The sequence below is a fragment of the Microcoleus sp. B5-D4 genome (assembly GCF_036705145.1).
GTDB lineage: Bacteria > Cyanobacteriota > Cyanobacteriia > Cyanobacteriales > Microcoleaceae > Microcoleus.
This window is the reverse complement of sequence record NZ_JAUBTV010000039.1, coordinates 1-12,743: the sequence shown is the minus strand read 5'-3', so window position 1 is coordinate 12,743 and position 12,743 is coordinate 1. Positions and strand designations below refer to the sequence as shown.

Below are 12,743 nucleotides of genomic sequence, written 5' to 3'. Positions count from 1 at the left end.
TCGCTGAGTTTATTGAGAAAAAAGTGAGTTCACAGGAGTTTATTGATACTGAGATGTTGCACCATTCTCAATTAGCCTTTTATGAACAGGCTTTCCGGCCTGTTCCACAAGAAAATTTATATTTTGTGGAACAGGCCGAAAAGCCTGTTTCGATGGGCTTACGGGCGGGCTCTTCGGCCCAACCCCTACTCCCCACAAAAGATTTTAACTAAGAGTGGAACAGGCATCTTGCCTGTTTCTTATATTGGTGCAAGATGTGAATTTAAACTGATATCTTACAACAATATCAATCGAGGACTTTCGCGCGGGTGGGGGCTGTTTTTTTAGTCTTTTGGTATCCTTGAAAGCTATTGGGGAAGCAGCCTCTTGTATCTTAAAAGAGGTAGATTGCGATTTACTGTTGGGTGGGGGCGGGTTTATTCAGATTGTTGGTAGTTGTTAGATATTGTTGGTGAACCCGCCCCTACAGGTTGTTGACCGCCGGTGCAATATCTTAGTTTAAATGAACCACAGAGGACACAAAGAACACAACTGACAACTGACAACTGCCAACTAACTTCTTAAAATCCCATCGCCCCAGCTACTGCATCCAAAGTCGGAGCAATGCCACTTTTAAATTGATTGTTGCTGTGATTAATTGCGGTATCCGGGTCTTTCAAACCGTTACCAGTCAACACGCAAACCACCGTCGCCCCAGTCGGAACTTGGTCTTTTACCTTCAGCAAGCCGGCCACAGAAGCTGCACTCGCCGGTTCGCAGAAAATCCCTTCCTGGGATGCTAACAAACGGTAAGCGTCGAGAATTTCGGCGTCGGTGACTGCGGCAAAACTGCCGCGGCTGGCTTCGGAAGCTGCGATCGCCTGTTTCCAGCTAGCGGGGTTGCCGATCCGAATCGCCGTCGCCAGGGTTTCTGGGTGCGATACCGGTGAGCCCGTTACCAACGGTGCAGCCCCGGCTGCTTGAAATCCCATCATCTGCGGCAAGCGCGAACATTTTTTGGCTTGGTGGTATTGACAAAAGCCCATCCAGTATGCTGTGATATTTCCCGCATTTCCGACGGGAATGCACAGCCAGTCGGGGGCGTCGCCCAAGGCGTCAACGACTTCAAAAGCTCCGGTTTTCTGACCTTCCAATCGGTAAGGATTCACCGAATTTACCAAGGTCACGGGGTAGTTAACAGCCATTTCGCGGACAATTTCTAAAGCCCGATCGAAATTTCCCCCAATCGAAATGACTTCCGCACCGTAAAGCAAAGCTTGCGCCAGCTTGCCCAAAGCCACGTAACCTTCGGGAATCAACACGAAAGCTCGCATCCCCCCGCGTCGGGCGTAGGCGGCGGCCGAGGCCGAAGTATTGCCGGTACTGGCGCAAATTACAGCTTCGGCACCAGCTTCCTTGGCTTTGGAAATCGCCATTGTCATCCCCCGGTCTTTGAAACTACCAGTGGGGTTGAGGCCGTCGTATTTCACGAGGACGCGCACGTCTCTACCGATGAGAGAGGCGATCGCAGGTGCTGGAATCAGGGGAGTATTGCCCTCTTGGAGAGTGACTACCGGCGTGGTTTCCGTCACCGGCAGGTAGGGGCGATAAGCTTCGATCAAGCCGGGCCAGCCGTAGCGTTTCGGCTCGGCGGCGCGGGCAGCGGAGTTAGCAGCAGAGTCAGTAGCAGGTAGAATCAGGGTCACGATGTCAATGGTTTTAGGCAATGGCCAAGGAATTTACACTAATTTTAGCTCGATCGGTTAATTTGATGTTTAATACGATCGGTTCAGGTTAAAGTAACTTAATGGTGTGAATGTGTAGATATGTCTACTCAATTACTAATGTCAAATAATTCATCCACTCTTTCCCGGCCTCAAGTCACCGCGAGCAACCCCGAAATGGCTAGTTCTTCTACCCTATCGACCAGTTTTGCCCGCAAAGTAGATTTGGTAAAGTGCCCGTACCAAGCCGATCAGCAAGTTAAGTTCCTGCACTTGCAAGCAGAAATCGAATCCTTGCTGCTGGAAGTGCAAAGCCTCAAACAGCAACGCTCGATCGCTGGCTTGCGGGCTCTCGACCCGATTTCTGGCAGCAAGAGCAATTAGCAGACAATAGCGCCTAATGCTAATTGTCCGGCCCCTGTGTTATAAAAACGAATGTTTTGCTACCCGCAGTGTTTTTTGCCAAAAGTGCTAGAAATTCCTAACTGCGGATAGCGATCGCTAGCATTTGCTAAAACGCGCTTGCCTACAGCTCAACTCGTCTGCTGCTTGCTGGCAACGAGCTGACCTTTTACTGCGCTTTTTTATGCGCTAATTTTGTTAAGCCATGCTCATGGCATACGGAGAATCGAAATCAGTTTATGACAGCATCGATCGAAAAACCACTAAATTTGACATCCGCAAGTGACACCTCCAACCTGCGCCTCAAAGATATTCTCAAAACCCTGCCGCGGGAAGTATTCGTCAAAAACCCCCGCAAAGCTTGGACAAAAGTAATCGTCAACGTTTTGCTAGTTGCTGTCGGTTACTGGGGCTTAGCAGTATCGCCTTGGTATCTACTGCCCCTAATGTGGATTTTCACAGGCACCGGATTAACCGGTTTTTTTGTGATCGGCCACGACTGCGGGCACCGGTCATTTGCTAACCGCCGCTGGGTTAACGATTTAGTCGGACATCTCGCATTTCTGCCGTTAATTTTTCCGTTTCACGCATGGCGGCACGGCCACAATTATCACCACAAGCACACCAATAAACTTGGTGAGGATAATGCTTGGCACCCGATGACAGCAGCAGACTACACTGGCGCGTCCAAGCCTTTACAAATAGCTTATAGTTTAATATTCGGTCGGATGTGGTGGATCGGCTCGATCGCCCACTGGGCAAAAGTACACTTTAAGTGGTGGCGCTTCAAAGGTAAACAGCAACAAGAACAAGTGCGGTTTTCAGTTTTTGTCGTTTTAATCGGTGCTGCGATCGGATTCCCGATTTTAATTGCAACCACAGGCATTTGGGGATTTGTCAAATTTTGGTTGATGCCCTGGCTGGTTTACCATTTCTGGATGAGCACTTTTACGATCGTCCACCACACAGCACCAGATATTTCCTTTAAAGAACCCGAAGAATGGAACGAAGCCCAAGCGCAACTATCGGGAACAGTTCACTGCGATTATCCCCGTTGGGTAGAGTTTCTGTGCCACGACATTAACGTACACGTTCCCCACCACCTTTCAACTGCTATTCCCTGGTACAATTTGCGCCTCGCCCACAGCAGCTTAAAGGAAAATTGGCAAGATCATCTCTACGAAACAGAATTTTCTTGGTCTTTAATGAAGCGGATTGCCGATAACTGTCACTTGTACAATCCCGCTGGCGGCTATCAAACATTGCAGGAATTTAACGCTAAAACAAAGTAAACTTTCAACGCGATAAATCCCAGAAAAACCCGGTTTGTCAAACACAACCGGGTTTTTCGATATTACAATCCGTAGCCTTTGTAAGGTGAGGAATGCGTACCCTACTGTCAGTATCACAATCTGTACCATTATTAAATCAGTCATTCCCAATCTAAAATCTAAAATCTAAAATCTAAAATCGAATGACTTTCAATCCCAATAACTGTCGCAACGAAAGCGAAGTAGAAAGCAAACTCATTGTCAGCTATCTGCTACCAAAGTTAGGCTATACGCCCGACACTTGGCACCAAGAAATCGCATTTGGGAATATTCGTCTAGACTTCCTCTCATTTGCCACCCAAGTTATACCCATAGTTGTCGAGACAGACTCACCGATGAGTGTAGTCATGGAGGCTAAACATCCGAAGGAAAATTTAGACCGCCACCGGCGAAAACTCAATCGCTATTTAACAAGTTTGAGCATCCGCTACGGACTCATAACTAACGGTAAAGAAATTAGAATTTACGAAAGAGTCGCCGATGATATTCAGCTAGTCTTTAAGTGTGCTGGACAAGACGTTGAAAATAGAATTGATGAAATTATCGCTTTAATTGGCAGAAATACTTTAAAACCTATAAAAACTCCTGATAATCTAGAACTGGAAGATAGTAAAATTAATTTGGTTACTCCTGAGTTAATTAGCGAAGTCCCAGTACAGCCCAACAATCCCGCCACCGCAGAACCTGAGCCAAGTCAAATCTCTGAACCGGAACAAATACCTGAAAATTATCCAGTTAAGCCTCAAGTTAAATCAGATGTAACCGTTCCCCAAAAAAGCCAAAATACGATGAAAATCATTGCAGTTTACCACAATAAAGGCGGCGTTGGCAAAACTACAACAGTAGTCAATTTAGCCGCAGCGCTGAGCAAGAAAGGTAAGAGAGTCTTGGTGATTGACTTAGACAGTCAGGCTAATACAACCTTTGCGACAGGTTTAGTAAAATTTGAAGATGAAGAACAAGACGATTTGAAAGATAGTAATATTCTTCAAGTTTTGCAATCAGAAGACTTTTTCTCGATTGCACAAGTAGCTCGCAAGTCTAATTTTTGCCATCCCGAAATTGATGTGATTCCTTCCCACATTGATTTAATGCAATATGAAACGGAACTCAATCAACTAGATTACAGCCGAATGATTTTAATTCAGAAACTAGCAGAAGTACAGGAAAAATATGATATTGTACTGATTGATACGCCGCCATCTTTGAATTTTTATGCTAGAGTGGCCCTAATTGCGGCGGATTATTTAATTATTCCTTCTGACTTAAAACCTTTTGCCAATCAAGGACTGATTAATGTCAAGGATTTTATTAAAAAAGTCAACGGATTCAAAAAACAAATTGGCAAGAAACCTCTAGAAGTTTTAGGCGTACTTGCTTGCAAAATCTCAACTAATGCTAAATTTGTACAGTACAGTTTGCCCAAGCGGAGGGAGGCAATTCCCAAACGCTACGGCTTTGAAATCATGGACAGCGTAATTTACGAGAGAGACGATTTAGCAAAGTGTGCAGAACAATTTCAAATCGTGGGAAATATGGAAATCGCAGATCCGATTTCAGTGCTGGACTTTAAGCCGGATTGCATCGCATCTCAAGAATTTGAAATGCTAGCAATCGAAGTTTTAGAAAAAATAGGTAAAAACTAATGAAAAAATTATCTCCGTCACTGGTTGCAGTTAAAAAAATTACATCCGCAGTGCCCCGTTCCAATTTTGCAGATCCGGATTTGGAGAAACTGGCGCAACTGATTTTAGAATTAGGAGGATTGATCAACCCCATAATTGTCCGCCGCAACGGTATGGATGCCTACGAGATAGTAGACGGAGACTTTGAATACTACGCTGCTGCGAAAGCCAGGGAAATTCACCCTCAAAAAGGCGAGACAATCGGAGCATTTATTCTTGAACCCGAAAATGAAGAATTGCTTTTGGAACAAGTTCAAGCGCTGAGGAAATCAGCCAAAACTGAGAATTTAGTTGAGAACCAAGAAACCGGGTTTTTTCACGAAAATACTTCGTCCCAGCCCGCAGATTCAATAACTAACGCGGTTTCTTTGGTAGAAGTCCCTAATTTCGGTGAAAATGAAACTCCCGAAGATTCATCTAGTTTAGAACAGCGACTAACAAATATTGAAGCCCTGTTTGCAAGTCAAATCAATGAATTAAAAGCCGAGTACGCCCGTGAACAACAAGTTTTAGCGCAGAGTATACAAGAACTTGAAAACCGAATCTTACAACAAGTACCTCTGTTAGTTGAAGCTGGGTTAGCAAACAGAATTAATGAGTTGAAATCAGAGTCGCCACCCGAAAAACAAGTGGTGGTAGAGAGGATACCAGAAGTTGAAAACGTAGCTTCCGAATCAATGTCGCTGTTGGAAGCACTCAATACTTTAGAGAAAAATCAACTGTCGGCTAATTTGAAAGATGCTGGCTTGAAGCTTCCAGTAATCCAAATAATACTCAAAGAGCGAGATGTGCGGCCGTTTGTCTCATTTGCAAATGTGGTGGAACGTGTTAAAGGGTTAACCGACAAAACAATGATTAAAATAATTGACAAGTGGCAAAAATACTCATAACTCGCAACTCCTGCGGCTACTCGCAACTTTGACTCAGTGAGTCTCTACTCCAAAATAAGTAAAGATGAGTAAAGCAGTGGATCATTGGTGTCCCACAGCCAGTTAAACTCATCACAGTCGCTTTTTTTAGGAATTGCAGTAACTTTTGCCGTAGCACGGGCGAGGGCCCGACGCCATCGTCAGGGATGTCACCCCACGGGAAGCCGCGTAGATATACATAAATACCTACACACCAGATTTTAATGAGAAAAGGGGACTTGTAACAAGATGGATCGATCGTCCGATCAAAACCGAATAGTTGAATATTTGCGGATTAAGCCCATTAGTCACAGTCAGATTTACACTTCCCAAATTGCAGTACCAGAGCCTCAGCGGGGCGAAATTCATCGGGAACGCCGCGAAGCTCTCAGAAGAAGTCTGATCGAGCAAGGCAGCAACTTAATTCCTTTAATTGTACGCCCTACAGAAGCTTACAGCAACGAAGAAGAATATGAAGTTGTCTGCGGCTCAGATTGGTGTATTGTTGCTAAAGAACTTGGCATCGAGCAAATGTGGGCGTGGGTATTTGAAATGACCGACGAGGAGGTAGCTGTTGCTCAAGCAGAAATGGAACATTTAGCTCCGCAGCCGACTCATAAAACTGCACAAATTGAGACTCTACTGCAACAATTTGAGCTATCATTTCAAAAAAAGGTAGATAGTCTAACAAAACAAATAGAACAATCTGTTAAAAAAAATGAAGACATACTAAAAAAGCAAGTAAAAGCTCTAACTGAGCAAAACTTTGAGCGTAACCAAATAGAACAGATTAAGCATTTGCTCGAACAAGTGGAAAAAGCATTTCATGAAAAGGTAGATAAAATGGCTAAAAAAATTGAACAATCGAGCAGCAACCGTCCGCCAACATCGGCTGTTATTTCTGAGGTAAATCTTGAAGGTGCTTTGAGACAGTTGGATGAACTGGAAAAACTGCTGTCAATAAAATTAGAACGCACAGTTCAAACAATTAATCAGTTTGTTTCCGAGGCTATTGAAAACGTAGAGAAAGACCTGAAAAATCAAATTGAAACGCTCCGCCGCCAACTGGGAGCCGCAGCGACGCACTCAGAAATACAGCCCGAGGCACAACCGAAAACGCAGTCAAAAACGCAGCCTAAGAAGCAGTCGAAAGCTCAGCAGAAACCTCAGCTACCGCAGTTGCAGTTAGAGTTGCCGTTTCCGTCCCCGTCCCCAGAGGAAGACTACGAAAGTCTTTCGCTGAGACGGTTGAAGGCGATCGGCAAAGACAAGAAAGTGCGGGGCTACGCGCGCATGAAACGACCGGAAATTCTGGCGGCTCTCAGACAAACTGACGGTCAATAAAACGATAATTGCTAATAGTTAAAGACTAATTATTCGGTGTTCGATCGCATTTTTGGGCAAAAAGTGCGATCGGGCTTTCAGAATAGTCGGCAGAGATATGAAAACCTGTTTCCTGTATTGTAAGCTGGTTTAGGCGATCGCATATCCCGTATGTTGCCGAACATGATACGGATGAAACCCTAAAACTATCTTGTCTTTAGGCACTCCTAATTCTACAAGTTCTGCGGTAATTCCCGTTTCTATACCATCTTGTTGAATCCAGATTTTGCCGTCAATAATTTCCACATGAACGATACAATCGTGAATTCTTTTAGGCCCTTGCCAGCCATCGTGCATTAGTAAAAAATTGTTTTGTTCGCTGTCAACAATAACGCTGCTTTTAATTTCTCCGTGTCCGTAAGAAATCTGGGCATAACTATCTAAAACATTGCGAACAATTTGGCGATATTCATCTAGTGTATCCATCTGACAATTGTCTCCTTTAATGAATCAAAAACTATTAGTTTAAATCTCTTGTTCTCTAACAAAATCTGCCCGATAGGTTCAGAAAAGATTTCTGCATAAACTTCTGCACGAATTGCCAGATATATTATCCGTTCAGGTTCCGAAAGCTCTAGGATATCTTCGTAGACAATATACTGTCCAACAGCTTCTTCTAAGTCATGAACGGGTGAAACACTCACGAAACTTTTTAATTTTACAGCAATTTTGCGACCTTGCTTTTCGGCAGCAAATAGTTTTTCTGCACCCAAATCGACGCTGAGAGTACGTTTGCCAATTTTTAAGGGTAGGGGATCTTTGGTTATCGTCCACCCATCTTTTTCTAGGGCTGTTCTGACATTATTGTGGTAGATGTCTTGGGCTGGCATATTCTAAGCTGAACCATCAAATGTCACCCTAATTATAGAATAAAACAAGACTTTTGAAAAGTGATAGCTCATCAATTCAAACTACTTACTGTCGCGTGTATCGGTGCTTCACCCCAATCGGAAAATACTCCGCATCACCCGTCTCCGTTAATGTCACCACAGGTAACTGATATTCCGGCGGCACATAATTAGCAAATTCGCTGTTTAGCCGCCGCAATTGCGCGAGAATTGAAGATGCGATCGCCTGCTGCATCTCCTCATCGCCCTCCACCCCCGCTGCTAATTCCACAACCACCGATAAAAATCGATTTTGATCAGCATTTTCCTTGACTTGCAGCACAAATTTTCCCGTCACCCATTCCCGAATGGTGGGAACTTCTAAACCTACGGTGACATTTTCCGGGTAAATGTTAGCACCGAAGTAGGAAACGGTAAAGTGCGATCGCCCGAATACATAGACAAAGGGCAAGCAGCGAATTCCTCTGGGGAAATCAGAAACTTTCATACCTGCTGCTTGCTGCAAACGTGCCACAGGGTTAAATCCCCATTCAGCCAAAAAATTGAGCATTGCTTCGTAAGAAATTAAACCGCCATTATCCGAGATGTGATAGCGTATTAGCGGGATGCCGTTGTCGCCAGAAAATAACAGCGTGCCGTCATTATTCACTTCAAAAAAGCGGCTTTTCGGATCGTACTGCACCAGTGTTGGCAACCGCGATTCCCCGAATAAATTGCGTGCTGCTTCGGGATTGTTTGCTAAAAAGCGACGGATGCAAATGCTCAGCGGTGTCTCGTTGCCCAAAACCCCCGCATCGGCAGTACCGTAAAGGCTCGCAGAGTTGTAATAGAGATTGTCAGAATTAGTGCGATCGCTCACCAAACTCCGCCATTCTTCGCTAAACACTTCCCCCGCAAACACCATCTTAATTCGATATTTTTGCAACTCCACACCCCCAGCAATTCCGCTATCAATCACATCCTTGATAAATGGCGGATATCCCAACAAAACTACTTGCTCAAAATGCTCCCCAAGTTCCTGCACAACTCGCAATATTTCAGTCTTATTATTCCCCGGTGTCACAACTGTAACTGGATAGCCCTTACTCGCTAGATAGCGGCAGCAATTTGCCGTATACATTCCACCTACCCAAGTCCCCAACGCAAAGCAAATGACAGCTAAAGTTGAGCGCTTGTCGGCGTAAAAACTGTCGTGAAATATTTGTTCAAAACGAGCGGCAATTTGCAACTCGTCGCTGATAAAACGCGGCCAAAATGTCGGTTTTCCTGTCGAACCAGATGAAACAGCAATGAAATCGCAAGTTTCTAATTTGCCGTGGTAGCACAACTGAGGTAGCGGGTGACAGCGTAAATAATTCTCTTTGGTAATTAGCGGCAATTTTTGGAAGTCTTCAAAGGTTTGAATTGAGGCGGGATTGATGTTATGTTCAGCTAGGAAATTCTGGTAAGCTGGTACTGTGGTCGCGACTTTTTGAAAAAGCGCATGAAGCGCAGCTATCCCGTAGGGAATCGCCCCGGATTCGGCACCTCGACTCTGCTGGTGTTGCAATCGTTCCTCAAGGGGCGCTCTCAAAAACTCTTCAAACGCCCCAATTGCTCGCTGACGCTGTTCTGGCTGCATTATTTGCTCCTTAAAATGCGTATTTTGCACCGAGATCGCTCAAGATTCAATTAGTAGCGCGGCGCGACCCGATCGCACATTGGGCTGGACACTAAAAATTTGAACACACTTTGAGGTCGATCGAATCGAAAATATGGCGCAGTCGATAAACTTCTATAGCACGAAACTGCTTTTTTAACAATAGCCACAGGGGATAGCCAAGCGGGCGATCGACTAATAAACACTGACACACTATGGCAAGATTAAATCAGCGATCGCCCAAAACTCCCAGTCTCAGTCAAGCGTGAAAATCCGACGCAGCAAGTTCCCATGAACAATCCCATCTACCCCGGCATAACTCTCAACAATCACTACCGCATCGTCCGCGAATTGGGACACGGAGGCTTCGGGCGCACCTACCTCGCTGAAGATGCCCACCGATTTAACGAACCCTGCGTTTTAAAAGAATTTGCGCCCCAAGTACACGGAAGTTACGCTTTACAAAAATCCGAGGAACTGTTCGAGCGGGAAGCGGGAGTGCTCTACAAGCTGCAACACAATCAAATCCCCCGCTTTCGCGAACTCTTCCGCGTCAGTATCAGCGATCGAGGCTACCTATTTCTCGTCCAAGACTACGTGCCGGGCCAAAGTTACCGCTTTCTGCTCGACGCCCGCAAGCGTCAAGGTTTGCGGTTTATAGAAGCAGAAATCAATCAATTGCTGCTGCAGATTTTGCCCGTACTCGAATACATTCACTCTTTGGGAGTGATTCACCGCGACATCTCCCCGGACAACCTGATTCTGCGGAGTTCTGACGGGATGCCAGTGCTCATCGACTTCGGCGGAGTAAAACAAGTCGCCGCCACCGTAGAATCTCTTTTCGCTGAGGCTAACGGCACTCTCGCCCCCGCGACTCGCATCGGCAAGCTCGGCTATGCTCCCGTCGAACAGATGCAGATGGGCATCGTCTCTCCCCACAGCGATTTGTACGCTCTGGCGGCCACGGTTTTAGTGTTGCTGACGGGGAAGGAACCCCATCAGTTGCTCGACAGCCAGACGCTGAATTGGAATTGGCGGGCGGAATGTTCTCTGTCTCCGAATTTGTCCCTAGTGCTGGATAAAATGCTTGCTCAACAGCCGAGCCAGCGTTACTCCTCGGCTCGCGAGGTAATGCTCGCTCTCTCCGGCAATCCGCCTTTACAGCCTTTGCCACCAGCCCCGCAGCCAGGGTATTTTGCGCCCACGCAGCCGCCGGATCTCTCGCCTATACCCGTGCCCGCCCCCACGCCAAAACTGCCGGGAACTCCGGTGCGAGTTGCTGCTATTGGCAATCAGCAAAAGATGCCTGCTTGGAAAATGGTTTTGTTCGTGGTGGCGGTGCTCTCAAGTATGGGGGGAGTTGGCTGGTTTGCGGGCAATTCTTTGTTAAATCTGCAATCAAAAGTGCAGAAAGTTCCCCAGCCTTCAAGCCCGAAGCGGGAGCAAGAAGATGCTTTGCAAGATCGCTTTGTAAAGCTCAAAATTGACGATCGATTCTATAGCGGTTACGTCAACCTTGTGGACGAGACTTTCTATGCCAAATACCCGGAATTGGGCGGACGATTGTTAAAAGAAGGCGATGAAGATCGCCAGTGGCGCGAAAGGTGGCAGAAAATCGGCGACGAGTTGCTCGACAAGCTGGAAAACCTCAGCAGCGACGCTAGAGCGCGGTTGGGCACTTACGACACCACTGATATCGATCGCTGGAAAACTGAGGTTAACAAGCTGAATTTGAGCAGTCGGGCTCTCTACGATTTGGCTGATGCTAGGTTCTTTTATTGGTTTCCACAACAGCCGCGCGATCGCAATATCATTGGTTTGCCGATCGGACAAATTTGGCAAGCAATTACCGCCGACGAACTCGAAGCCTTACAAGCTGGAGCAACTGTTGAAAGCGTTGAATTTGACCGCCTATCGAAGAGCAAAAGCCTCACAGGGAATCTCAAACCCGGAGAAGGGAAAGCTTACATTGCCAGGTTCGCTCAAAATCAAACTTTGCGCGTGAATTTGCAAGCACCGCGCAAATCTACTCTACTGTCAATTTATACTCCAGGGCGGACAAAGGGCGCGCGAGCTTTGCTGGAAGATGCAGAAGGGCTGAGTTGGTCAGGATTGCTGGATGATACTGGTTTTTATGAATTTGTGGTAGTTTCTCAAGCATCTGAGCCGATCGCTTACGAGTTGAACCTGACGGCGGAATAACTGCTATTGACAATCAAGCATCCAGGATACAAGCTCCCGGATTCATCCGTCCAGAAATAAAACACCTGTATCCGATAAAGGAACCCCCGAATTTATCCGTGGGGTCGCCTCTAAAATCTAAAATCTAAAATCTAAAATCTAAAATCGATTGACGCTCTCTATCCACCCAGGCAATAATAAGGTAATACCGATCAGGTAAGTTTTCCTGTTCAAACAAAGAATATGCTGAGATTCGCGATCGTAGCTTTAGTAACTTTAGGATTAGTATTGGTGACTGCACTAGGTTTACATCCGGCCAATGCGACAGTCAGCACTCCCGAATTTTATGCTTGGAACTTTGCCTCTGTAGGCAGTAGCGAGCTTGTTTGTAAAAAGACCGTGGTAGTTCCGCAAGACCTGATAATTCCGTCATCATCCATGCACGCTGTCAGTATCAATTCTGCAATTGTAGATGAAAAATTTTGCGTGAATTCCACTAAGCCTGTGAATTAAGGCCGTGGATAATAGGATTTCCGGTTAGAGAACCATAGGAATGAGAATTAAATAACTTCCACTCTTGAAAGTGGGATGGGCGTCCCGCCCGTCCAAAAAAGACGGGCGGGACGCCCATCCCACAATAACAATTAAAATTGTAAGTTATTT

The 12,743-nt window shown here is 45.8% G+C and carries 12 protein-coding genes; 8 read left to right on the top strand and 4 right to left on the bottom strand.

Translation table 11 applies throughout. The features are described from left to right. The first annotated feature begins 23 nt into the window (after positions 1 to 23). Positions 24 to 212, top strand: a complete 189-nt coding sequence (locus tag QUB10_RS18445; RefSeq protein WP_333204360.1) for a hypothetical protein — start codon at positions 24 to 26, stop codon at positions 210 to 212. A gap of 348 nt (positions 213 to 560) precedes the next feature. On the opposite strand, the gene thrC is transcribed toward QUB10_RS18445, so the two are convergent. Next, positions 561 to 1,685: a threonine synthase gene (thrC, locus tag QUB10_RS18440; RefSeq protein WP_333204358.1), complete on the bottom strand. Its 1,125-nt coding sequence runs from the start codon at positions 1,683 to 1,685 to the stop codon at positions 561 to 563. Between the two features lie 120 nt (positions 1,686 to 1,805). On the opposite strand from thrC, the gene QUB10_RS18435 reads away from it, so the two are divergent. The 5 genes from QUB10_RS18435 (at position 1,806) to QUB10_RS18415 (ending at position 7,373) form a co-directional block, all read left to right on the top strand. Further along, entirely contained in the window at positions 1,806 to 2,087 is a 282-nt protein-coding gene (locus QUB10_RS18435) for a hypothetical protein (protein WP_333204356.1), read from the top strand. A 257-nt stretch (positions 2,088 to 2,344) separates the two neighbouring features. Then, positions 2,345 to 3,397 carry a fatty acid desaturase gene (locus QUB10_RS18430; protein WP_333204354.1) on the top strand — a complete coding sequence of 351 codons (1,053 nt, stop codon included), beginning with the start codon at positions 2,345 to 2,347 and terminating at the stop codon, positions 3,395 to 3,397. A 182-nt stretch (positions 3,398 to 3,579) separates the two neighbouring features. Next, positions 3,580 to 5,082, top strand: coding sequence for an AAA family ATPase (locus tag QUB10_RS18425; RefSeq protein ID WP_333204352.1), 1,503 nt, complete (start codon positions 3,580 to 3,582; stop codon positions 5,080 to 5,082). Continuing rightward, positions 5,082 to 6,011 carry a ParB N-terminal domain-containing protein gene (locus tag QUB10_RS18420; protein ID WP_333204350.1) on the top strand — a complete coding sequence of 310 codons (930 nt, stop codon included), beginning with the start codon at positions 5,082 to 5,084 and terminating at the stop codon, positions 6,009 to 6,011. The genes QUB10_RS18425 and QUB10_RS18420 overlap by 1 nt, the downstream gene beginning before the upstream one ends. 267 nt (positions 6,012 to 6,278) lie before the next feature. Beyond that, positions 6,279 to 7,373, top strand: coding sequence for a Rho termination factor (modular protein) (locus QUB10_RS18415; protein WP_333151892.1), 1,095 nt, complete (start codon positions 6,279 to 6,281; stop codon positions 7,371 to 7,373). Between the two features lie 129 nt (positions 7,374 to 7,502). Here the strand turns inward: QUB10_RS18415 and QUB10_RS18410 are convergent, their stop codons facing one another. The 3 genes from QUB10_RS18410 to QUB10_RS18400 form a co-directional block, all read right to left on the bottom strand. Then, positions 7,503 to 7,838, bottom strand: a complete 336-nt coding sequence (locus QUB10_RS18410) for a XisI protein (protein WP_333204348.1) — start codon at positions 7,836 to 7,838, stop codon at positions 7,503 to 7,505. Next, a complete protein-coding gene (locus QUB10_RS18405) occupies positions 7,826 to 8,242 on the bottom strand; it encodes an element excision factor XisH family protein (protein WP_333204346.1) in 417 nt (138 codons plus the stop codon). Before QUB10_RS18405 ends, QUB10_RS18410 begins: the two co-directional genes overlap by 13 nt. 85 nt (positions 8,243 to 8,327) lie before the next feature. Then, positions 8,328 to 9,881: a phenylacetate--CoA ligase family protein gene (locus QUB10_RS18400; RefSeq protein WP_333204344.1), complete on the bottom strand. Its 1,554-nt coding sequence runs from the start codon at positions 9,879 to 9,881 to the stop codon at positions 8,328 to 8,330. A gap of 309 nt (positions 9,882 to 10,190) precedes the next feature. On the opposite strand from QUB10_RS18400, the gene QUB10_RS18395 reads away from it, so the two are divergent. Further along, the gene (locus QUB10_RS18395; RefSeq protein WP_333204342.1) at positions 10,191 to 12,101 is read left to right on the top strand and encodes a serine/threonine-protein kinase; all 1,911 of its coding nucleotides are present in this window, start codon (positions 10,191 to 10,193) and stop codon (positions 12,099 to 12,101) included. A 222-nt stretch (positions 12,102 to 12,323) separates the two neighbouring features. Next, entirely contained in the window at positions 12,324 to 12,593 is a 270-nt protein-coding gene (locus QUB10_RS18390) for a hypothetical protein (protein ID WP_333204340.1), read from the top strand. Positions 12,594 to 12,743: the final 150 nt, after the last annotated feature.